At 68.6% G+C, this 22,110-nt stretch carries 21 protein-coding genes, 1 tRNA gene and 1 pseudogene; 9 read left to right on the top strand and 14 right to left on the bottom strand.

Going from position 1 to position 22,110, the window contains the following annotated elements; translation table 11 throughout:
- Positions 1-2 precede the first annotated feature (2 nt).
- The 5 genes from eccA1 to AT701_RS00270 are packed head-to-tail and all read right to left on the bottom strand — an operon-like array spanning position 3 to position 5,045.
- A complete protein-coding gene (eccA1, locus tag AT701_RS00290) occupies positions 3-1,727 on the bottom strand; it encodes a type VII secretion system ESX-1 AAA family ATPase EccA1 (RefSeq protein WP_003891386.1) in 1,725 nt (574 codons plus the stop codon).
- Positions 1,720-2,247 (bottom strand): hypothetical protein, encoded by a 528-nt coding sequence (locus AT701_RS00285; RefSeq protein WP_003891385.1) that lies wholly within the window; start codon positions 2,245-2,247, stop codon positions 1,720-1,722. Before AT701_RS00285 ends, eccA1 begins: the two co-directional genes overlap by 8 nt.
- Positions 2,248-2,261: 14 nt before the next feature.
- Complete coding sequence (locus tag AT701_RS00280) at positions 2,262-3,110, bottom strand: ESX secretion-associated protein EspG (RefSeq protein WP_058124891.1); 849 nt, start codon at positions 3,108-3,110, stop codon at positions 2,262-2,264.
- A gap of 4 nt (positions 3,111-3,114) precedes the next feature.
- Positions 3,115-3,432 (bottom strand): ESX-1 secretion-associated protein, encoded by a 318-nt coding sequence (locus AT701_RS00275; protein ID WP_003891383.1) that lies wholly within the window; start codon positions 3,430-3,432, stop codon positions 3,115-3,117.
- Between the two features lie 35 nt (positions 3,433-3,467).
- Entirely contained in the window at positions 3,468-5,045 is a 1,578-nt protein-coding gene (locus tag AT701_RS00270; RefSeq protein ID WP_058124890.1) for a type VII secretion system ESX-1 associated protein EspE, read from the bottom strand.
- Positions 5,046-5,436: 391 nt separating this feature from the next.
- Between AT701_RS00270 and AT701_RS00265 the strand changes: the two genes are divergently transcribed.
- A complete protein-coding gene (locus AT701_RS00265) occupies positions 5,437-6,825 on the top strand; it encodes a MinD/ParA family ATP-binding protein (protein WP_058124889.1) in 1,389 nt (462 codons plus the stop codon).
- Position 6,826: 1 nt separating this feature from the next.
- Here AT701_RS00265 and AT701_RS00260 read toward each other — a convergent pair whose 3' ends face one another.
- Complete coding sequence (locus AT701_RS00260; RefSeq protein ID WP_058127476.1) at positions 6,827-7,603, bottom strand: helix-turn-helix domain-containing protein; 777 nt, start codon at positions 7,601-7,603, stop codon at positions 6,827-6,829.
- Between the two features lie 383 nt (positions 7,604-7,986).
- Between AT701_RS00260 and AT701_RS00255 the strand changes: the two genes are divergently transcribed.
- Entirely contained in the window at positions 7,987-8,280 is a 294-nt protein-coding gene (locus AT701_RS00255) for a WhiB family transcriptional regulator (RefSeq protein ID WP_011726633.1), read from the top strand.
- Positions 8,281-8,468: 188 nt separating this feature from the next.
- Here the strand turns inward: AT701_RS00255 and AT701_RS00250 are convergent, their stop codons facing one another.
- On the bottom strand, positions 8,469-8,735 hold the full coding sequence (locus AT701_RS00250; RefSeq protein WP_058124888.1) for a DivIVA domain-containing protein: 267 nt from the start codon (positions 8,733-8,735) through the stop codon (positions 8,469-8,471).
- Positions 8,736-8,779: 44 nt separating this feature from the next.
- Here AT701_RS00250 and AT701_RS00245 point away from each other — a divergent pair, with 44 nt between their 5' ends.
- Positions 8,780-9,745 carry a pirin family protein gene (locus AT701_RS00245; protein ID WP_058124887.1) on the top strand — a complete coding sequence of 322 codons (966 nt, stop codon included), beginning with the start codon at positions 8,780-8,782 and terminating at the stop codon, positions 9,743-9,745.
- A gap of 1 nt (position 9,746) precedes the next feature.
- Here AT701_RS00245 and AT701_RS00240 read toward each other — a convergent pair whose 3' ends face one another.
- Positions 9,747-10,250 carry a pyridoxamine 5'-phosphate oxidase family protein gene (locus AT701_RS00240; RefSeq protein WP_058124886.1) on the bottom strand — a complete coding sequence of 168 codons (504 nt, stop codon included), beginning with the start codon at positions 10,248-10,250 and terminating at the stop codon, positions 9,747-9,749.
- Positions 10,251-10,396: 146 nt separating this feature from the next.
- Here AT701_RS00240 and AT701_RS00235 point away from each other — a divergent pair, with 146 nt between their 5' ends.
- Entirely contained in the window at positions 10,397-11,332 is a 936-nt protein-coding gene (locus AT701_RS00235; protein ID WP_011726630.1) for a DUF8017 domain-containing protein, read from the top strand.
- A gap of 14 nt (positions 11,333-11,346) precedes the next feature.
- On the opposite strand, the gene AT701_RS00230 is transcribed toward AT701_RS00235, so the two are convergent.
- Genes AT701_RS00230 through AT701_RS00220 form a run of 3 tightly spaced genes read right to left on the bottom strand, consistent with a single transcriptional unit; the run spans position 11,347 to position 17,044 of the window.
- Complete coding sequence (locus AT701_RS00230; RefSeq protein WP_003891374.1) at positions 11,347-12,504, bottom strand: hypothetical protein; 1,158 nt, start codon at positions 12,502-12,504, stop codon at positions 11,347-11,349.
- Positions 12,501-14,969 carry a GAP1-N2 domain-containing protein gene (locus AT701_RS00225; protein WP_058124885.1) on the bottom strand — a complete coding sequence of 823 codons (2,469 nt, stop codon included), beginning with the start codon at positions 14,967-14,969 and terminating at the stop codon, positions 12,501-12,503. The genes AT701_RS00230 and AT701_RS00225 overlap by 4 nt, the downstream gene beginning before the upstream one ends.
- The gene (locus AT701_RS00220) at positions 14,966-17,044 is read right to left on the bottom strand and encodes a SaeA-related protein (protein ID WP_058124884.1); all 2,079 of its coding nucleotides are present in this window, start codon (positions 17,042-17,044) and stop codon (positions 14,966-14,968) included. Before AT701_RS00220 ends, AT701_RS00225 begins: the two co-directional genes overlap by 4 nt.
- A 217-nt stretch (positions 17,045-17,261) precedes the next feature.
- Here AT701_RS00220 and ygiD point away from each other — a divergent pair, with 217 nt between their 5' ends.
- Entirely contained in the window at positions 17,262-18,035 is a 774-nt protein-coding gene (gene ygiD / locus AT701_RS00215; protein ID WP_058127475.1) for a 4,5-DOPA-extradiol-dioxygenase, read from the top strand.
- 15 nt (positions 18,036-18,050) lie between these two features.
- Here the strand turns inward: ygiD and AT701_RS00210 are convergent, their stop codons facing one another.
- Positions 18,051-18,614 (bottom strand): TetR/AcrR family transcriptional regulator, encoded by a 564-nt coding sequence (locus tag AT701_RS00210; protein WP_058124883.1) that lies wholly within the window; start codon positions 18,612-18,614, stop codon positions 18,051-18,053.
- Between the two features lie 75 nt (positions 18,615-18,689).
- On the opposite strand from AT701_RS00210, the gene AT701_RS00205 reads away from it, so the two are divergent.
- The 3 genes from AT701_RS00205 to AT701_RS00195 are packed head-to-tail and all read left to right on the top strand — an operon-like array spanning position 18,690 to position 19,859.
- Positions 18,690-19,166 (top strand): DUF1772 domain-containing protein, encoded by a 477-nt coding sequence (locus AT701_RS00205; protein ID WP_058124882.1) that lies wholly within the window; start codon positions 18,690-18,692, stop codon positions 19,164-19,166.
- A 1-nt stretch (position 19,167) separates the two neighbouring features.
- Positions 19,168-19,473: an NIPSNAP domain-containing protein gene (locus AT701_RS00200; RefSeq protein ID WP_058124881.1), complete on the top strand. Its 306-nt coding sequence runs from the start codon at positions 19,168-19,170 to the stop codon at positions 19,471-19,473.
- 11 nt (positions 19,474-19,484) lie between these two features.
- Positions 19,485-19,859: a DUF4267 domain-containing protein gene (locus AT701_RS00195; RefSeq protein ID WP_058124880.1), complete on the top strand. Its 375-nt coding sequence runs from the start codon at positions 19,485-19,487 to the stop codon at positions 19,857-19,859.
- 6 nt (positions 19,860-19,865) lie between these two features.
- Here the strand turns inward: AT701_RS00195 and AT701_RS33915 are convergent.
- Positions 19,866-20,087, bottom strand: a pseudogene (locus tag AT701_RS33915) (GMC oxidoreductase); the annotation flags it as partial.
- Between the two features lie 200 nt (positions 20,088-20,287).
- Positions 20,288-20,370: transfer RNA gene (locus AT701_RS00190), tRNA-Leu, on the bottom strand.
- Between the two features lie 269 nt (positions 20,371-20,639).
- Here AT701_RS00190 and AT701_RS00180 point away from each other — a divergent pair.
- Positions 20,640-22,088: an FhaA domain-containing protein gene (locus AT701_RS00180; protein WP_058127474.1), complete on the top strand. Its 1,449-nt coding sequence runs from the start codon at positions 20,640-20,642 to the stop codon at positions 22,086-22,088.
- The last annotated feature ends 22 nt before the right edge of the window (positions 22,089-22,110 follow it).

The raw sequence follows: 22,110 nt of genomic DNA, 5'->3' as shown, positions 1-22,110 counted from the left end.
GCCTACTCGCCTATGTTCAGACGACTGTGCACCGAGGCGATCGCCGCCGCCATGTCGTCACCGTTGATCTCGCTGAGCTGGTCGACGCCGAGGCTGTCGAAATCGAGCGACCGGGCCAGCCGCATGTCGCGGTTCTGCTCACCGGCCTCCACCAGCTGACGCGCGTAGCGGCCGTTGCCCGCGATGTCCAGGGCCGGCTTGCCGTTGAGCGAGCGCTGGCTCAGCGTCGTCGCAGCCTCCAGCACACGCTTGGCCGCGGTGTCGTCGAGTCGCGAATCATTCGCCGTGGCAATCACCTTCGAGATCTCGACGATCTCATCCGGTGAGTACGAATCGAACTCGATCCGCGTCGCGAAGCGCGATCGCAGGCCGTCGTTGACCTCGAGCAGGCGGTCGATGTCGTTGCTGTACCCGGCGATGATCACCACGAGGCGGTCGCGGTCGTTCTCCATGCGGGCCAGCAGCGTGTCGAGCGCCTCGGCGCCGAACGGGTCGGTCTGGCCGTTGCGCTCCTGCACCAGCGTGTAGGCCTCGTCGATGAACAACACGCCACCGAGCGCGCGGTCGATGGTCTTGGACGTCTTGACCGCCGACTGCCCCTCGTATTCGGCGACGAAGTCCTTGCGCGACGTCTCGATCAGCTTGGGTTCGGCGATCACACCCAGACCCGCGAGGATGTTCGCCACCACGCGCGCGATGGTCGTCTTACCGGTACCGGGCGGACCCGCGAAGATCATGTGCTTGGACGTCTGGGCGACCTTCATGCCGCGCGCGGCACGGATCCGCGCCATCTGCGTGGCCGCGCGGTACGCCTCGATCTGCTCCTTGACCCGGCCGAGACCGATCTGGCGGTCCAGTTCGGCCTGCGCCTCGACGAGCAGTTTGTCGCGCGCCGACGTGTCGGCCACGACGCTCGACGGATCCCACGGGTCGCTGCGGGCCGCGATCTTCTCGGCCGTGGTGGTCTCCAGCCGGTATGCCGGATCACGAAGCGCCGCAGTGACTTTGGGTTCGGGAAAATTGGCCTGCAGCCATTCCAGCAGCACCTGGGCCGATTCCTCGTTGCCCTGGCTGCGCCGCGCCATCGCGAGATACCAGGCGATGACCGGTGCGCAAGCCTGCGCCACGGGCGTGTCGTTGGCCTCGGTGAGACGACGGTCGGCCTCGGTGAACAGACCCAGATTGGCCGCGGCCACACCGTGGGCCACGCCTGCGGCCGCGGCGAGGAACTTGTCGGGCCAGCGCTCGGCGCCGCGCACCTGGTCGATGACCTCGGTCCAGCGTTGCCCCGCACCGTAGATCACGGCCCTTACCCACGACACCAGGTGCTCGGAACCCGCCGCAGGCGCATCCTCGAGGGCCTCCATGGCGTCGGTGTAGTTGCCCTCGGAGGCCTCGTGCACGGCGAAGCCCATCGTGATGGCCAGCGGTGAGTTGATCGGATAGGTGATGTCGCGGCTGTAGATACCACCGATCGGGATCCGGGCGCCGACGCCGTTCATCGAGATCTCGGCTGCACCGGCCAGTTGGCCGAAGTTCGACCGGGAGTACCAGGCGCGGAACAGCGTCACACGGTCGGTGTCGCCGCAACCGATCCGGCCCACCCAGGCGTCACAGGCCGACTCGTCGTAGTTCGTGATCTCTGTGAAGATCTCCAGCGCGCGGGCACGGGAATTGGACATCATGCCAACCGCACTGCCGAACATTCCGGCGAGGTGGTTAACCATGGTCACCTCCATAACGAGTCGAGAAGACCTGTGCCTGATTGGCATCGGCCTGTTCTGGTGTCGGCAGGTTCAGGTCGCGGGTCAGGAAGTCGCGAGTGGCGGCATCGTCGTGCCCGTGCTCGCGCATCCCTTCGAGCATGAACGAGTACTGCGCGGACCTCGCCTGCTCTCCCGCGAGGTCCGCGATGACGCGGATCTCGTCGGCGAGTTCGCGCTCGGTCATGTTGACGACCTTGGGAGACAGGGCAATCTGGTGCACGCGGCCGTCGAGATACGCCGCGACCGTGACGGTGCCCGGCGGATTGGTGACCGTGAACACCGGAGCCGGCGTCTCGTCCTCGCCGTCCCCGTCGGCGGATCTGGCGGCGTCCCACGGTTCGTCGGCGGGCGCACCGACGTCGAACACGTCGAAGACGTCCAACGACGATTCCGGTTCATCGTCGGTGCCGGGGAAATCCAGAGCGGCGAGACTGTCGTGATCGTCGTCGTACTCCGGATCGTATGGGGAACCATCACCCACCGTCGCAACCTCTCTCAGTGCTGGTAGGCGTTGTCCGCGTCGGTCTTGTCGAACCAGGTTTTCGACGGCAGGAACTCGACGAGCCCTTCGAGGGCGCGCTCGAGGTTGTCCTTGGTGCCGGACAGGAAGCTGCCGTACAGCTCACCGTTGACGCGGCGCGGAATCGACACGATGCGGCCCTGTTTGGCGTCGAGCACTCCCGCGGCGACGTCGACTTGGGACGTGGTGCCGCCCGGATGGCGTTCGGTGGCGACGATCTCGACCCAGCCGTCGGGTTCGGAGATGATCGAGGCGTATGCCCGCGCCGAGGTCGGCGGGATGCCGTATCCGGTCAGCTCTTCGGCGGTGCGGCACTGCGCCAGACGATCGGCCACGCCGGTGAGCGGCTCGACGTTCGCGGGCGACCCCTCACCCAGAACCGTCATGACCATGCCGGCCAACCCGATCTGCGGCGCGACCCGCTGCAGGACGAGCAGATCGTTGTCGCGAGCCGCGACGACATGCCGACCCCCCTTACGACAGACCACGAACCGGATCATCTTCCCACCGGCGTCACGGCGCCACCACCGGCATTCGAGGGTGCGGTCCGCACGCGCGAGGGTGTCCACCATGGCGGCCACCTCGGGGTGCGGGTTGCCGTAGACATCGAGCACACCCTGCGCGGAAAGGTCGCGCTCGACCTGCTCCCAAACGACCTTGCGCAGGTCGGGTTGCGGGATGTTGAGCCTGATGCCCATCGACGGCGGGAAGTCGGTGAGACCGAGTTTGTCGGCGATCACCAGCATCCCGTCGATGGTGACCTCGACGCCGACCACGTCGTCGATGTGGGCGTCGCCGGTGTCGGCGGTGAACGGAGCAGTCATTGATCTACCTCGGCTGGATGGTTTCGTCGAGGGCATCGCCCATCGTCGAGTCGGTGCGGTGGTACCGGCCCGCGGCGGTGTCCAGTTTGGTTTCGAGTTCCTGCGAGACCTTGACCATGCCGGTTCCCGCGGCGCGACGCGCGTGCTGGACCGCCTCGACGGCGGCCGCGGTACCCCACGAGATGGGGCCGTGCGTGAAGCGCAGCGCGGTGTCGACACCGTCGACGACGGCAGTGGCCGTCGCAAGCTCGGCTGCGGCCCTCCCCTGTTTGGCCGACAGCTCACGTAGATGTGCGGTGGTCACCCGCAGATCGTCAGACATGAATCCCCTCGATTCCCCGACATTCCCTTGGATCCTCACGCACCGCGCGCGGCCGCAGACCCGGGAATACCGTGGTCTAATGTAGCCGCCGCCACGGTGCGTAGCTGGCTGTGCTCGAAATCTGCACCGACGTGCACCGGCGCAGGCCCGGCGCCCGTGTCGAGCGCCGACGCCGCCTGCAGATCCGGCGGCAACGTCATCGCGGGCTTTTTGTCGTCTTCGCCAGCGGAATCAGTGCCCGAACCCGCTTGCGGGTGAGCGTTCCGATCGTCGTCGTCAGCGGCCATTGCGTCGGTACTTTCCCGATCGCGCTGCGCGGTGCCGTCTTCTTTGCCCTCGCCGTCGCGTTTGTCGCTGTCTTTGTCGCCTTTGACGTCTGGGTCCTTGTCGGTGTCTTCGTCGGTGTCGGCGCGGTCGACATCTGGGGCCGCGGCCGCTTGGCCTGCGAGCTGCGCGGCTTGTGCACCGGCCTGCGTCGCGGCCTGGACCGCCTGTCCCGCCGCCTGCACGACGCCGCCGACAATTCCACCGAGGGGTCCCAGCATCGCGCCCATCACCGAGCCGAGCATGCCTGCTGCGTCGCTCGCGGCGGCCGCACCCGGCTGCGCGTCCGTCGGCGTATTCGCAGCACCGAACCCTGGCGGCGACGGGACCTGCGGCGTGCCGGCCGGACCTGCGGAGGACGCCGACGAGGGCGCGCCGCCACCACCGCCGCTGGTGGCACCGCCTCCACCACCGCTGGGCGCAGCGACCGGGTTCTCGTGCCGCAATTGGCCGTCTTCTTTCGACGTCTCGCTCGAGTCTTCTGCCGCGGTGGGTTCGGACTCGGGCGCGTCGCCGGCCGTGTCGTCGGCCGTCGTGTCGTCGGCATCACCGGCCACCGCCTCGTACTTCCCGATGGCGTCGCGCACCTCGGCGGCGTTCTCGTCTGCCTTGTCGCGCATCATCATGAACTGGTCGGTCGACGCACCGACGGCCTTGGTGACCATCGCGATCTCGGCCGCGGTCTGAGCGGCGCGGCCCACGTACGGGATGAGCCCGGTCGCCATCGTCACAAGGCTCATGTCACCCAGCCAGTCGGCCTCGCTGTCGAGCACCTCGCGTGTGGTGGCGATCTGCTCGGCCTCGCGGGACAACACGGCTGCGACCACCTGATCGGCATGGACCAGCGCCTCGGCACGGGTCACCTGACCGCTGTTCTGTGACAGGTAGGCATTTGACGCCGCGCTGTCCCAGTCGCTCGTGGGGTATGCGCTGTCGAGGGTGCGTCCGGCTGCGCTCATGTGGTCGGCTCCCTCACCGAACCGCCTGCCGTTCTCGGGATCCCCGACGCCTGTGGTCAGTTTCATGCCGGTGATGACGTGCTGCCCTGCCGCGAGGATCGGTGAGCGTGCGGCCTTGACCATTCGCTTGCCCAGGTTCGACTCGAAGAAGTCGGTGAACTTACCGCTGAAATCGCCCAATGCACGTCCGAACTTCGCGACGCGCTCGAGCCGATCGCCTTTCGCATTGCGCTCGATGAAATGGCCGACCTTCTTGAATCGGTCCGCCCACTTGTCACGATCGTCGATGACGTCTTTGCCGAAATCGGCGACATCGCTGAGCACTCCCATGCCTGGTATCCCCTCCGCCGGATCAGAGATTACCAGCGGTCACGACCCCTTCCGCGCACCAATTTCGGCCTCGCAGTAGCGCTTTGACCGAGCACGAGTCGCAGCCGGTTGCGCCTCTTTTGCGCACGTCAGAGACTTTCCTGACCCAGACCGAATACGTACGCACCCGCGCGAGGGGCAACATCGCGTGGCCGCGGGTCGACAGCATGCCGAGGGCGCGACAGGCGCCGCCTGCTGCGCGGGATTGCCATTGCCACCCCGGCGGTACGCGAGGCGAATATGGTTTGCTGCAGACGCGCCGTGTATGGGCCATGCGCGCTGCTGGTGTTGTAGTTGATACTTGAGGGCGGTCTGAGTTTCTCGTCGTCTGTTTTCCGGAGGAGATTTAGTCGTGGCCGACCCCGACGACACGCTACGTAGAGAGCTTGGCTGGACGGGGCCCGAGGAAGACGACTTCGAACCGGATACGGGCCCGACGCGGCCCACCCTCCGGCCCGAACCGCCGTCGATACCCGGTCGACCGCCGGTCTCCCCGACTCCGCCGAATCCGGTGAACCCGGACGCCGAGGACCGCGTCCCGGCCGATCCCGACGCCGAACGCGCACGCACCACGTTCCGCGAACCGACCCAGCCGTCACCACCACAACAACCCAGTCAGCCGCCGCCTCCGCCGCCGCCGTCGGCGCTGCACCCGCGGCCGGATCCCTGGGAGCAGCGAGTGCCGGGCTGGAACGCTCCCCAATACGGCCCACCGCCGGGTAACCAGCCGTGGCCGCAGGCCGGCGGATTCGGGGGTGGTCCCGGCCAGCCTCCGCACGTGCCGCCGGGCCCGCCGCAGTCCTACGCCGACCGCATCCGCGCGAGTGACCTGGTCCCGCCGAAACGGCAACCACCGTCAGGCGGATGGCGACTGCTGGTCTACCGCGCGACCTTCGGGCTGGTGAACCCCGGCCCGTCGGCCGAGGAGCTGCGCCAGGCCGAGCTGGAAGCCAAGATCAGAGGCGTGCTGCGCGGGCACTACAAGATCGGCGTGATGGGCAAGGGCGGGGTCGGCAAGACCACGGTGTCGGCCACGATCGGTTCGATCTTCGCCCATCTGCGCCAGGACGACCGCGTGGTCGCGATCGACGCCGACACGTCTTTCGGCAAGTTGGGCAGCCGGGTCGATCCGCGCGCACACGGCTCGTACTGGGAACTCACCTCCGACAAGAACCTCGAGACCTTCGCCGATGTGCGCAGCCGTGTGGGGAACAACTCTGCGGGCCTGTTCGTGCTGGCCGGCGAGTCGACCCCGGCGCGGCGCCGGGTTCTCGATGCCGCGATCTACCGCGAGGCCGTCACGCGCCTGGACAAGCACTTCTCGATCTCGGTGGTGGACTGCAGCTCCACCATGGATTCCCCGGTGACACAAGAGGTTCTGCGTGATCTCGATGCGCTGATCGTGGTGTCCTCGCCGTGGGTGGACGGCGCCGCGACGGCGGGCCAGACCCTGGACTGGCTCTCGGCGAACGGCATGACACGCCTGCTGCAGCGCACGGTGGTGGTGCTCAACGACTCCGACGGCCACGCCGACAAGCGCACGCGCTCGATCCTGCTCAACCAGTTCGCCGGGCAGGGTCAGGCGGTGGTGGAGATCCCGTTCGACGGGCACCTGCGGCCCGGTGGCGTGGTCGACATCCAGGAGATGTCACCGAAGGTGCGTCGCAAGTTCCTCGAGGTCGCGGCAGCGCTGGCCGACCACTTCCCTACGAGCGACGACCACACGCGCGAGCGGACCTGATTCAGCGCAGCGAGTCGATGAGCGCCTCGATGGCGTGCACGGCCGCCGCGTCCACCGGGTACTCGGCCTCGGTGCGGGCGATGGCATCCTCGGAAACGCCTGCGGCCTGGGCGGTTTCGGCGACGGTCAGGTTCGCCTGACGTCGCGCGGCGTACAGCCGCTGGCCCAGCGTCGCGCCCGGCGCGTTGGCGGCGCGCATCGTCAGCTCGTCGATCTGGCGGCGCACCGCGCTCAGCGCCTTGATCAGGGGCGGGGTCACCATGCTGATCCGGGCGGCGCGTGACGCGACCGCCTCCAGTTGGCGCAGATCACCGAGGATCGCCGTCACGCGCGGCACGAAGTCCGGGTCGCTCTCGGGCGGCATCGCGTTGATCGTCGTCTCGAGCGTGTGGACCGCCGTGAGCACTGCCTGCGCGATCAGCGGGACCTCGTCGGCCGCGGGGACGGAGGTGACCGGTGCGGGAGCCGCGGCGGGTTCGGGGGGAGGGGGCGGGGCGACGGGCGCGGACGTCGTGGGCACCGAGCCGCCCTGGCGTAGCCGCGCGATGGTTCCTGGCGGCCAGCGCAGCACCTCTTCGAGCTTCAGGCGAGTTCGCTCGCGTGGCCAACTCCGGCCTTTTTCGAACGCGATGAGGGCCCCGGCGTTGATGATGCCGTCGGCGGCGAGACTGCGCTGACTGATGTCGAGTTCACGTCGCCGGGCCGCGGCCGCGGCGCCTGCGCGCACGAGGCCGACATCGAATTCACCCGTGGCGAGGTCGAACTCCGCGTCGGTCATCTCCGATGGTTCCTCGCTGGTGAATCTGTTGAGCCGGGCCACCTCCGGCGGCCTGTTGGACGCACTAATCCTAACCCGGTACCGCAGCACCGCTACGCCTCGGTTTTGGTCACGTTCCAGCAAACCGCACCAGTGCTACATAATTGTCGCGTGCGAAACCACGGAGACGCTACGGAACCTCCGTGCGCTATGTGAAGGTCTCTGACGTGCGCTTTTATCGAGCTCACGCTTTTCGCAGGTGGTCATGTGTTGTTACCAACGCAAAATTCCGTAGCAGCACGCGCTGCCGCTTCAAATCAAACTGTTGCATCGCTACGGTTGTTGCTATAGCGTTCTGGCCAACGCGGTACACACCGCAACGAAGTCCTAACAGGAGCAACAGCATGACTGCACTGATGACCAACGGAATTCCGCTCGGCGTGTGCACCAGCGACCCCGAGCGGTGGACGTCCGCCCCGGACGCGCAGGCAAAGGTCATCTGCCGCGAATGCCCGCGCCGCTGGCTCTGCGCCCGCGAGGCCTGCGAGCTTCCCCGGGCCGAGGGCCTGTGGGCCGGCATCATGGTCCCCGAGAGCGGCCGTGGCCGGACCTTCGCGCTCAAGCAGCTTCGTTCGCTGGCCGAGCGCAACGGCTACCCGGTCCGCAAGACCAAACTGATCTTCCCGGACGCCGCCTGACGTGATCCTGTGCTCTCTCGCCGCCGGTTCGAGGGGACGGCGGCGCGAGAGCGACATGAGGGGGAATAGGGGCCCGGGGTATCCCGTTACATCTTCCGACGGTGCCGGGCATGCCCCGGGCCCCATCCACTTCGTCGCTGCGAGCGACCACTCGCCGAGAGGCGCACTGACGGCACCGTCCCCCGACTTCAGCGCTCGAGCGTGGCCACCACGTCGTCGAGCAGCGCATCCACCTCATCCTCGCTGTACCCCCGCTGGAAGACCGGCGGCTTCGGGAACGCGATATGGCGGACGTCGTCGGCGCTCAGATGACCGCGGCCCTCGAGCCGGCGCGCCACGAGCTGCAGAAAGTCGTCGACCGACTTCTTGTCGTAGCCACGCTTGCCGATCGGCGGCTTCGCGAACTCGACAGTGCGGACGTCATCGGCGCTCACGACGCGGCTCATGGCGCTCATGCTAGCCAGCGGCCGGTACCGCCGAAGCCGATTACGGTGGACCGATGAGCAACACCGACGTCGCACCTTCCGAGGTCACCTGTGGGCCTTCGGGGTTCACCGGGGTCCTGCACGCGCGCGAGGTTCCGCTCGGCGGTCCCCGTGCGATCGCGGTACGACGGACGTTGCCACAGCGGGACCGGACCCTGATCGGTGCGTGGTGTTTCGCCGACCATTACGGCCCGCACGATGTGCGCAGCGGTCCGGGTATGGATGTGCCACCCCACCCCCACACCGGATTACAGACCGTCAGTTGGCTTTTCGCCGGCGAGATCGAGCATCGCGACAGCGGTGGCGTGCATGCGATGGTGCGTCCGGGCGAACTCAACCTCATGACCGCGGGCTCGGGCATCTGCCACTCCGAGGTGTCGACCAAGGCGGCCTCGGTCCTGCACGGCGTCCAGTTGTGGGTCGCGTTGCCCGATGACGCACGCGACACCGACCGCGACTTCGCGCACTACGCCCCGACCCCGCGGGTGATCGGCTCGTCGACTCTGCGGGTGTTCCTCGGTGAGCTGGGCGACTCCCGCTCGCCGGTGCACACATTCACACCGCTGCTCGGTGCGCAGATCGACCTTGCGCCCGGCTCCGAACTGACGCTCGATGTCGACGCGACGTTCGAACACGGCGTGCTCCTGGACCGCGGCGTGGTCGAGGTCGCGGGCACCCCGCTCGCGGTCGCCGATCTGGCCTATCAACGCCCCGGCTGTCACGAACTGCACCTCGCCAACACCGGGACGGGCCCGGCGCGGGTGATCCTGCTCGGCGGCCCGCCCTTCGACGAGGAACTCGTGATGTGGTGGAACTTCGTAGGCCGCAGCCACGACGACATCGCGGCCTACCGCGAGCTATGGCAGGAACACGACGCGCGTTTCGGCGCCGTGTCCGGTTACACCGGCGCGCTGTCGCGCCTTCCCGCCCCGCCCCTGCCCAACGGCAGGCTCAAACCGCGGCCCAACCCCGCCGGCTGACTCACGAGTTCAGGTACTGCGCGGTGCTGCCGCCCAACGGCATCGCGGGCATACCCAGCTTGCGGTGATCCCAGCTGCGGGTACGGCCGGGGACGACGCGCACCGCGATGCGGTTGTTCATCATCTGGTCGACGTAGGGCCGCATCTCTTCGGTGTAAGGACCGGTGTACCGCTCCCACACGCTGATGCCCACGCGCAGAAGCGTTTCCGGGTCGTCCACGATCTCGGCGGTGCCGTCGATCGACACGCCCCGCAGGGTGTCGTAGGTGTGGCCGTCCTCGATGAGGACGGTGACCGTCGGATCGCGACGCAGGTTGACGGCCTTCTGGGACTTGGCCTTGGTCTCGAACCAGATCTCGCCGTCCACCACCGCGTACCACATCGCCACCAGATGCGGCCTGCCGTCGGGCAATACGGTGGCCATGGTCGCCGTGCGACTCCGCTCGACGAATTCGGCGATCTCCTCGTCGGACATCACGATCTTCGTGCGCTCGTTCTTACCCACGCATCAGCACCTCTCTGCTCGGTGCGCCCACCATATGCGGCGCCTGCGGCGCGGATCACAGCTGGTACCCGGCGATCCCTATAATCAGCCACACACGGCAGAGGAGGGGACGTGGTGTCGATGAGTGCCTTGACGAGAGCCCTTCTGTGACGGGTCCACCGCCACCTCCACCGCCATGGCCGCCCGGCGGGCAGTACCCGGGCCAACATCCGGGTCAGTACCCGGGCTGGGGTGGCCCCGGTTGGTCCGGGTACGGAGAAGCGCCGCCCGCACACCAGCCACCCAAACCGAACAAGACTCCGTGGATCCTCGCGGCCCTGGCAGGCGTGGTCATCATCGCGCTGGTCGCCGGTGGGCTGGTCTGGAAGTTCACCTCCGGCGGCGACGACGACACTGACGCCGCGGGGACGACGACGTCGACGTCGGCAGCGCCGGACACCCCGGACACTGCCGGCGCCCAAGCCCCCACCACGACCGCGAAACCCGCGTGCGAAGGCAGGGTGGCCGCACGCACACCGGACACACCCCCGCAGTGGATCCCGGTCGAGAGCCCGCGCGGTCTGAACTATGCCGTGCCGCCGGACTGGACCGTCAACAGCTGCACCAGTCTGGTCGGCTGGGAAAAGCCCTGCCCCGAGGGACCGTTCGGCTTCTGCCCCGTGCGCAGCATGAGCGGGTCGGCCATGCTGCCCAACAAGCAGTGCCCCGACCATGCACGGGTCCTCACCGGTGTGCCCGGTGCCAGCAAGACCGACGACATCGACGAGGCCGTGCAGCTGGAGTCCCAGCTCGTCGACGACATCTTCACCTCGAAGAACGGTGTGGTTCCTCAGGTTTCATTGAGCGACCCGCGCGAGTTCACCATCGACGGGCAACCCGCGGTGCAGATCGTCGCGACCGTGACGGGCATCGAGACCGACGAGTGCGTGGCGCCGGAAGCGCTGCACTCCATGGTCGCCACCAAGGTCGACGGGCAACCGGGTTCGGTGATGTTCATCGTCTCGATGGAGCAGGGCTTTCCCGGCGCACCCTCCCCGAGCCTGATCGACGAGATCCTCGAGACGGTGCACCACGCGAACTGAGAAGCGGCCGACGCCTACAGCACGCCGAAGCCCGAGGTGACCCAGCGGATCGGGTCGACACAGCGGAACGGTGCGATCCCCCTGGCGTGCAGCCGATTTCCCGAGGGCGGGTGGCCCAGCGCCGAGACGACGAAGTTGCGGCTCTGCAACCGGACTCCGGTCGCCGGGTTCTCGACCGCCGCGAGGATCGACCCGCCGTGCAGGCGCAGCAGCAGGCTGCGCACCTCCTCGTGCAGCAGTTGCCCGTCGGTCTCGTCGTACTGCTGACCGTCGGACGTGTCGCGCAGGTAGGCCGCGCCGCCGTTGGACATGATCAGGCCCCACTCGGAGCCCTCGACGTCGCGCAACGCGCGCAGTACGTCGAACTTCGACAGGATCACCGCCAGCTTCGGCTGCCCCGGGCTCACGGCCGTCAACACGTTGGTCAGCACCGTTCGCGGATCACCCCCGCTGACCACCTGTGCGGGCAGCAGGTCGTGCAGCTGGTCGCGAATGGTCTTGACCCGCAACGGGTCGAACATGAAGAACACCGCGTCGGCGTGGGCGAAGAAACGGAACGGCGGTGCGTGCAGGTCGCCGGACTCCATGTCCTCGCCCGCGACATCGCGCAGCACCAGGAACCGCCGCACGCCGTGCCAGATGCCGAGTGAGAACATCAGCGGCTCACGGTGATCCGAGGTCTGGGTGCGCACCGTCGGCGTGGGTGGGATCAGGCCGCGCTGCACGTACAGCGGGGTCTCGTAGTTGGTGGCGTAGGCCTGGGCGGTGCCGCGGGTGACCGGTTGCATCGAGACGCCGAACCGCTCACACAGCAGCTCAAGCTGTTTGACCAGCACCGCGATGTACAGGCTCTTGCCGGTGGCACGAGCGCCGGCCAGGGCGATGCAGATGGCGTGGCCCTCGCGCCAGCCCTCGGGCAGCGTGAAGTGACACACCGGGCAGATCTCGACCGCCGGGGCCTGCAGCGCGCGGGTGGCCTCCGACGTGGGGGGAGGCGGACCGTTGTAACCCGGGCTGCGCGACCAGGTGTAGAGCGGCCCGCAGTCCGCGGGCGCGCCGGAGTAGGCCGTGGCGACCTCGTCGCGGTACCGCGTACCGCCGGACTGCTCGGGCAGCGTCCACAGGTACTGGTTCGGGTTGAGTGCGGTGAAGCACCGCGGGCACTTGCTCATGCCTGCCTGCCTCCCCGTAGCCGCGCGGTCAGCGAGGGCGAATCCCGGCGCCGCGCCATGAGTTTGGTGACCATTTTGCGGTATCCACGTAACGCGGGCTCGGCCGAGTCACCCGAGAGTTGCGCCATCACCGCGACCACGCCCTCGACGTCGTTGTCGTCGCCGACCATGCCGGTGGCCACCTGCTCGGCGAGATGGCCCGCGAGTTCGTCGAGCGTGACGTCGGGATGGGACGGATCGGGCGGGGCCGCCGCGCGCAGCAGGCTGATCGCCACCACGGCATGCGGCGCGAGATGTCCCTCGCCGACCAGCGGCATGAGCCTTTCGATCGCCTCACCGCCGAGCCGGTCCGACGCCGCGAAGCCACTGCACGCCCGCGGGTACGGATGCCCCGTGAACAGGCCGAGCAGCGCGAACGCCAGCAACCGGGTGGAGAAGTCGGGGTGCACGTCGGCGGGGTCGACGACGCTGAGCACCTCGTCCCACAGCGGCACGTACGCGTGCTGGTGGGTCTCGACGTAGCGCTGCTGCAACCACACCGTGGGTTCGATGGTGCGCACCGCGGCACATGCGACGGCCAAGGTGTCCCCGTTCTCGTCGATGACCTTGGCGGCCAACCGGTTCAGCGCCGGGGAATCAGCGGCGGCGACGAGGGTGCGGACCGCGGTCGCGCCGGGCAGCGGATCAGCGCCGATGGCCAGCAGCAGATCCTCTGGATTCCACGCCGAGGCGGTCGCGGTCTGCTCGAAATCCGCCGACCCGGTCGCACGCAGCCACCACAGGAGCGCACCGGCGTCCTGGCCTGCGCCGCCGGTACCGCGCCGCCGCGCCCGCACACCGCGCAGTGCGGCGATGGTCCACGTGCGGTCCCACGGCGTGGCCTGTGCGAGTTCGTCGGGTGGCGGCAGCGGCGCGGTGTCGGCCAGCCAGTCCAGCAGGCCATCGTCGATGGCGGTGCCGTTCGCGTCGCCGTCGTTCAGCAGCACGGCCCCGAGCGTGAGCCGCGCGTCGGCGCCGACGCGCTCGCGCACCTCGGCGTCCCCCAGACGCGGCACGACGTCCTCGACCAGGGTGGTGCGGATCCGCGGGTCCTCGACACCGGCGCGGACCAGCAGGTCGGCCACCTGCAGCAATCGCTCCGGGCCCCGGCCCGGGTTCAGGGCATCGCCGATCGCCGTGCGCAGCGGCGGAGGGATTGGTTTCCCGTGAAACATCCTCGGGCCCAAGGGTATTGGACCAGAATTCGACAACCATGCGTCGTCGGCCACCGCGCGGCACAGGTAGGTGGTGTCAGCGAACACCGCCCCGGGGCCCGTCGGCAGTTCCTGCACGGCGCGCCACGCGTCGGCGGTGGTGGTCCCGACTGCGGCCGACAACACGCCGGAGATCGTGCGCGCGGCCGCCGATCCCACCGCCACCCCGGGCGGTGAATGCGCCGCGATGACCTCGTGCGCCTCCTCCTCGGCGTCGGCGAATTCGGCGCGGCCGGCCACGGCCATCGCCATCGGCCAGGCCGGGTGCAGGCCCGAATCGCGGACCTGTTCGGCGACCGCGTCGATGTCGTCGAGCAGGCGCCGCGCCGAACCCGGATCCAGCACCACCACCTGGGCCATCGCCGACCACGGCGTCACGTCGATGGCGTATCCGCCCGCGGTGCGGTGCGGTTCTCCCCCGAGCTCGCCCAGCGACAGGGTCTCCGCCTCACTGATGGCCACCATGCCGGCCGGCACCGCCGAGAGGTCCTCGAGCGGCACCGCACTGAGCATCTGCCCGCTGTGCGGGTTGAGCTGATCGGCGCGGTCGAACGTCGAGAAGCTCAGCTGCGCAGCGGTTCCCGGCGACATCAGGAAGCTCAGCAGACCGATCCACTGGGCCGCGTTGTCAGGAGACTCCACACCGAGCACCACCGGGGGGCCGCCGTCGAGCGCCGCGGCCACCGCATCGAGCAGCCCGAACAGCGTCGCCAAGCGCCATGTGGTGGTGTCCAGCGCGAACGCCACCACGCTGTCTTTGGTCACCACACGGCCGGGTTCCGCACCGGGCTCGGCGAGCGCCGCGCGGGACACCGCGGTCGCACCGTACGGACACAACCAGTGCGGTGAGCGCCACCACTGGATCGCGCGGTGACGCGGTGCGACGTCGGGTGTGCGGTCGAGCAGCACGTGCGCGAACACGTTGCCCGGACGTCCCGTGCTGTCCGCGCCCGCGGGAACCGTGTGCCACAACGCCGCATACGTCTCGCCGACGCGGCTGTAGGCCAGCCGACGCGGCGCCGCCTCGAGCTGCTCGGGCGTCGGGTAGTCCGGCATGGGTTCGACCGTGCGGAACACCGTGCGCACGCCGGCCAGCATCAGCTGGGTCTCCTCGGGTGTCAGCGCATCGCTGGTCTCCTTGACCTGCCATCCGCCCACCGTGCCGACCGCATCGAACGACGTGTACGTCAGCTGACCGAACCGCGACGTCATAGCGTGGCCGCGGTGAGTCGCAGGGTCTCGACCGGCGGGTCCAGCAGCGCGATGACCCGCAGTTGCGCAGGCGATCCGATGTTGACGAACAACCGGATCCAGCCCTGCAGGCCACTTAGGTTGGCGGCCCACAGTTCTCCGTCGCCCGATGTGGTCAGCGCCGACCAGCGCAGCTCCTTGCTCGGGTGGTCGGCCAGCTGACCGCGCGCGTCCAGCGGCGCGACGTCGACGGGGTGACCGTCGTGCACGCTCAGCGGCAACCGCTGCGGATTGTTGACGAGGACGAATCCCGGTGAGCCCGGCACGTTCTGCTCGGCGCGCAGCGCAATGGTCGCCGTGGTGGGAAAACCGTTGGGGTCGCGCCCGATTCGCACCGCATACTGCAGCCGCAGCAGACCGCGGTACTCGATGCTGGAGAACGCCCCGACCACGCGACGTCCGCCCGCGAACGCCACGGGCGCCAGGTGCAGCGAGCACCCACCGACCGGAAGCTGGCCGGTGAGGTGCATGCCGCCGTAGCGTTCGTACTCCTCGAGCGAGATCTCGAAGGATTTGCCGTCGAGGCCCGACCGCGGATCGTGGCCCTTGGGCGCGAGATACACGATGACGCTTGCCGCGCCGTCGGGCCAGTCGAAGGTCAGCACCTGTTTATTGCAGTATTCGGCGAGTTCGATGTCGCGGATCGTGCCCGTCCGCACCGACGACAGCGTCCGGCCCAGCATCGCGCGTTCGCCCATCAGCGTCACCGGGGTGAAGTACGCCCGGCTCCACTCCGAGGGCCACGTCACCCCGGTCAGGCGGGCGCGGCGGCGCCCGTCGGATCCGGTCTCCTCGGTGAGGTCCTGGGTGACCCGCAGTTCGGGCGTCAGCCCGACCTGTTCGAGGGCGCCCTGCGGCAGCTCGATGGCCTCGGCGCCCGCACTCGGGCCGTTCTGGCTGCGGTAGATCGCGACCTGACCACCCGCGGGCGGGGTCCAGGACAGGTCGCACGACGCACCGTCGGCCGCGGTCTCGACCACCAGGTCGGTGACGGGCATGAGCGCCGCGGCGAGTTCGACGTCGGCCTCGGCCGCCTCGGACAACCGCACGACACCGTCGACGTTGACCGCGCAGCGCGCGCGATAGCGGTAGCGCTGCCCGCGGACCGGTTCGGTGTCGACGAATCCTGCCAGGTTCTCGCCGGCCGTCAGGATCCGGTACTGCGCCTCGTCGCGGTCGACCTCGTCGATGGGCACCCGGAACACGTGCACGGCCGTCACTCCCGGCGGTGCGGTCCACTGACCGATGACCCAGCCGGCGTCTTCGCGGATCTCGAACCCGGTCACCGGCCGGACCAGTACCGCGGTCGCGTACAGCACGGGTTGCGTCTTGCGCGCGGCCGCCTCGGAGGCGCCGACGTTGACCCAGACCTGGTAGTGCCGCACCGGGCTGACCTGCTGCCGCTCGTCGGTGGCTTTGGGTTCCTCGGTGAGCGCCACCAGATGCGCGGGGTCCGGCGAGTACGGTGCCTGGTCGTCCGAACTGACGACGCGGTACATCACGACGGAGATGTCCCGGGCCGCTTCGTCGTCCGGCGCCTCGTACGGGGGCCAGCTCAGCTCCACCGCGGCGTCGGTGCGCTGCACCGTGATGTCGTGCAACGCCACCTGCTGGCTGCTGAACTGAAACGGCGCGAAACCGGTTGTGGGGATCGGGATCTCCGTCGTCGTGGCGACGGGCGGCTCGTCGGTCTCGGGGCTGCGGTGCTTGCCCGGGCCCGGCTCGGGTTCGGGCTGCGGCTCGGGAACAGGCGGCGGGTCCGGTTCGGGGGCGGCCGGCGTGAGCTCGGCCAGGATGCGCGCCATCTCCTCGGCGTGCTCGGCGACCGAACCCGGGAGCATGGCGCGGATCTGCTCGACATCGGTTCGCCCGGATCGCAGCACGAGGCGCAGATGCGCCTCCTTGAAGCTGCGGGGCGCCACCGCGCCGGAGTCCACGAGTTGCTGTCGCCAGGCCAGCAGCGGTGCAAGGCGGGGATCGGCGTCGTGATCGTCGGAGGGGTGCAGGTCAGACACCAATTCCCCCCGTTCCCCCATCGCGTGCCGCCGGAGCCGGTGTGGTGGGCAGCGTGCGGCGCCAGGTGCAGTACTGCGCCAACGCTCCTCCAGTGCTCCCGACAAAACCGACCGGCAGCCTCGAGATTAGCCCCAGCGGGGCCACCGGGTCCTGTCACTCCATGAGTTTCGACAGGCAGACAAACCGGTGGACCAGTGGTCGACGACACGTCCTAGCCTGGAAGACGTGCCGTCCGTCATGCCCGCAGCGTTCGTCGGCCACGGCAGCCCGTTGAACGCCATCGAATCCAACCGCTACACCGCTGCGTGGAAGCGGTTCGGGCAGGCGGTGCCACGTCCGCGCGCGATCCTGGTGGTCAGCGCGCACTGGTACATCAACGCCACGGCCGTCACCGCGATGCCGCACCCGCGCACCATCCACGACTTCTACGGCTTCCCCCGAGAACTGTTCGACGTCGAATACCCTGCGCCCGGGCTCCCCGAGTTGGCCGAGGAAGTCAGCGATCTGGTTCACCCGACCTGGGTGGGTGCCGACGTCGACAGCTGGGGCATCGACCACGGCACCTGGTCGGTGCTGGTCCACGCGTTCCCCGACGCGTCGATTCCCGTCGTCCAATTGGCGATCAACGCCAACGAGCCCGCTGATTACCACCTGCGACTCGGGGCCGAGCTCGCCGGACTGCGTGAACGCGGCGTGCTCGTGGTCGCCAGCGGCAACATCGTCCACAACCTGCGCGGCATGGACCCGCGGCTGTCCGACTCCGGGTACGACTGGGCCCAGCGCTTCGACGAGGCGGCCGCGGCACGACTTCTCGACTCCCCCGCCGAGGTCGCGACGCTCGACGCGCACCGCGATTACGCGCTGGCCGTCCCCACTCCCGACCACTTCATCCCGTTCCTGTACTTCGCCGGAATCGCCTCGGGGAGTATGGATTCCGTCGACACGCTGGTCAGCGGGTACACCTACGGTTCGTTGTCGATGACGGCCTACACGCTGGGGCTGTCAGCGTAGGGCACGGGTTCCAGCTCACCTGGACATCCGATCGACCAGCAGTTGCAGACGCTCGGTTTCGTGGTCGGGCCGCAGCCGCCCAGTCCGGCCGAGCATCACCAGGCCGTGCAGCGCGGCCCACAGCACCTCGGTGAGTGTATCGGCGTCTTCGTTTCGGCCCACGGCGTCACGCAACTGCGCGAAGGCCTCGGTGAGCGGTGACGGAGTGTCGTCGGCGGCGAAGCGCAGATTTGTCGTGCGCGCGAACATCGCGTCGTAGACGGCCGGGTTAGCGCGCGCGAAATCGAGATAGGCCTGCGCGATTCGGGTGACTGCATGGTCCGGGTGGTCGTCGCCTCTGCGGGCCTGTCGCATCGCTTCGGCGAGCTCGCCGAAACCGTCGAGGGCCACCGCATCGGCGAGTTCCTCCATACCGGCGAAGTGCTTGTACAGCACCGGCTGGCTGTACTCGATCTCGGCGGACAGCCGTCGCGTCGTCACGGCCTGCCAACCTTCCGCCTCGGCCAGTCGTCGTGCCGTGGAGATGATCAGCTCCCGGCGGGCAGCACGCTCGCGCTCCCGACGCTCTTCGATGGACATGGCCCGATGGTAGCAGCGCTATATGCGCTAGCGCTGCTATTGACGCGGTCCGCTTTCAGGGTTAGCGTCGCTAGCATGAACCTTGACCTGCTCATCCAGGCCTCCGCTGTACTGGCGGTGCTCGGCACCGCGGTGGTGTACGGCACCGATGTCTTCTGCGCGGCCGTGCTGCGCCCGGCGCTGGCGTCGGTCGACGACGGCGCATTGGTGAGCGTGATGGGGCACGTGCACCGGTTCGGTGACCACCGCATGCCCGTGCCCGGGGTGATCGGGATCGTGGCCTCGGCGGCGTGCGTGGCGTTGGCCGCGGTGACTGCGCACTGGGCGCAGGTGTTCGCGGCGGTGACCGCCCTGGCGCTGTTACTGGTCTGGCTTGCGCTCTACCTGCGGGTGAGCGCGCCGGTCAACCGGCAACTCACCGCCGCCGCCGATGCGGGCATGGCCTTGTCGAACGGCCGTGCGCTGCAGGAGAAGTGGGATCATGTCATCGGCGCCCGCGCGGTACTGCAAGGTGTGGCCGTGGCCGCGCTGTGCGTGGTGCTGGCGGTCTGAGATGTTCCAGCTCAGGATCTACACGCTGCGCTCCCCTGCGGCGCTGCATCAGTACGCGACCGTGCACTGGGCGCGCCACGTCGACACGTTCGCCACGTTCGGGATCACCACACACGGCGTGTGGACCGATCGGGACGCGAACCGCCTGGTCGCTCTGATCCACTACCCCGCCGACCCCGACGAGCTGACCCACCGCGTCATGTCCAGCCGCGAATTCGCGTGTGACATGGACGGTTTCGACGTCACCGAGATTCTCGACGTCCAGGCCATCCCGCTGGACCCGACCGCCTGCTCTCCCATCCACTGACAGGAACTGCCATGACCACTGCCGCCTACATACTGTCCGGGCTCATCGCCGCAGCCATCATCGTCGTCGGAGCGCGGTTCCTCGTCGCGCCGCGAGTCGCGGCCGCCGGCTACGGCGTGGTCCCCGACCTCGCGCAGCGGTCCACCGGCGCCTACCTGAGCGTCAAGGGTGTCCGCGACATCGCCTCGGGCCTGATCGTCATCGTCCTCATGATCGCCGGGGCGACCCATCTGCTCGGCTGGGTGCTGTTGGCCGCCACGGTCATTCCGCTTGCCGACACCGCGATCGTGCTCACCAACGGCGGCTCGAAGGCCGCTGCGTGGGGTGTGCACTTCGCGACGGCGGTGGTCATGGTGGTGACGGCGGTGCTGTTGCTCGTGGCGTAGACGGGCTCAGCGGTCCTGCAGGATCAGGTCGGCGGCTCGCCACGCCATCGCCATCATGGGGCCGTTCAGGTTTCCCGACACCATGGTCGGCATCGCCGAACAGTCCACCACGCGAAGGCCTTCCACACCACGCACCCGCAGCCGTGTATCGAGCACGTCGTCGTCATCGGGACCCATGGCCGCGGTGCCGACGGCGTGGTAGCCGCAGTAGCCCTGGTCCAGGCCGGCGTGCCGAGCCCGCGCCGACGACGATGTAGTCGAATGTCGTCATTCCTCGCGACGGTACCAACTCCGCGACTGTGAAACGTCTGCGATTTGTCGGCCGTTTTTTCGCTGAGATTTCACACTCGCGAACCGCAGAACCGCTGATGGCCCCGTCCAACGACAAAGGCCGCGGACTCTGCTGAATCCGCGGCCTCTGGCTGCTGTGGGCGAAGGGGGACTTGAACCCCCACGTCCCGAAGGACACTGGCACCTGAAGCCAGCGCGTCTGCCATTCCGCCACTCGCCCTGAATGACCGAGGCAGCGTATCACTGTGCTCGGCCCGATCCCAAACCGGCCGCTCAGGCGCGGGTGGACCTCGCGGCCGAACAGTTGGCGTCATCAAGATCATGTCACTGACCAGCGGCGATCTGATTCTCAGAGTTCTGTTGCTCCCGCACAGGTAGTTCCGGCCGATACCATGCTTGTTAAGAGTGTGGCCAGAGCGACACGCGGTGGTTGGAGGCTGCCGTGGTGAAGCCACGAACGAACGACGACGAGTGAAGGCGGGCGGTGTCATGGGTCTGGTAGACCGCATCGAACGCAAGCTCGAGTCCACGGTCGGAGACGCCTTCGCGCGGGTCTTCGGCGGGTCGATCGTGCCGCAGGAAGTCGAGGTGGCGCTGCGGCGGGAAGCCGAGACCCGCGCACGCACCGTGGCAGGTGGCCAAGTTTTGGCACCGAACGACTACGTAATTACCCTCAGTGGAACTGACTATCAGAAGGTAAGGGCCGATACTGACCTGACCTCGACCACGTTCGCCAAGCATCTGAAGGGATACATCCATGATCAGGGTTGGCAAACGTATGGTGAGGTGGTCGTCAGATTCGAGCAATCACCGAATTTGCACACTGGACAATTCCGCGCGCGTGGCGCGGTCAACCCCGATTCGACCGCTGGCGAATCCGCGCGAGCTCCACGGGACCATGCGTTCACCGCAGAATCAGGAGAACCACCTATGACCGATAACCCGAATTACCGAGGCGGCCAGGGACCCGCGCGGCCCGGCGACGAGTACTACGACGAGCGCTACGGACGCCAGGACGATCCGCGTGGCGGGCAGTACCCGCCGGAGCAGGGTGGCTATCCCCCGCAGGATCAGGGCGGCTACCCGCCCCGCGGCGGCGGTTATCCCGACCAGGGCGGCTACCCCGATCAGGGTGGTTACCCCGACCAGGGTGGTTACCCGGACCAGGGCGGCTACCCGCCGCAGTCCTATGAGCAGCGCCCGCCCGCGGGTTACGGCCCGCCGCCTCAGGGCGGCGGCTACGACCGTGGGTACGGCCAGCCCGCCGGCGGCTACCCGCCCGCAGGTCCCCCGGCCGGACCGCCTCCCGGCGGCCAGCCCGGTTACGGCGGTGCCGATTACGACTACGGCAGGCAGGCCCCGCGCCACGACGACTACGGCCGTCCGGATCCGCGCCAGGGCTATCCCGAGCAGGGTGGCTACCCCGAACAGGGCGGCTACGGCGGCCAGGCCTACGGCCGTCCGGACTACGGCCAGCCCGATTACGGTCAGCAGCCCGGCCGCGGCTACCCGGAGCAGGGCGGTTACCCCGAGCAGGGTGGATACGGCGAGCCCGCCGGTCGTGACTACGAGTACGGCGGCGGCGACTACGGCGCCCCTGCCGGCCAGGGCGGATACGGCGGCGGCTACGGCGCCGACTATCCGGCCGGTGGCACGACGGTGACGCTGCAGCTCGACGACGGCAGCGGCCGCACCTACCAGCTGCGCGAGGGCGCCAACGTGATCGGCCGTGGCCAGGACGCACAGTTCCGGCTGCCCGACACCGGCGTGTCGCGTCGTCACCTGGAGATCCGCTGGGACGGCCAGGTGGCGTTGCTCTCCGATCTGAACTCCACCAACGGCACCACGGTGAACAACGCACCGGTCCAGGAGTGGCAGCTGGCGGACGGCGACGTCATCCGGCTGGGCCACTCCGAGATCATCGTGCGCGTGCACTGAGCGCCGCGAGACCGGACACATC

It is taken from the genome of Mycolicibacterium smegmatis, from assembly GCF_001457595.1.
Taxonomy (GTDB): domain Bacteria; phylum Actinomycetota; class Actinomycetes; order Mycobacteriales; family Mycobacteriaceae; genus Mycobacterium; species Mycobacterium smegmatis.
This window is presented reverse-complemented; position numbering and strand designations above follow the sequence as displayed.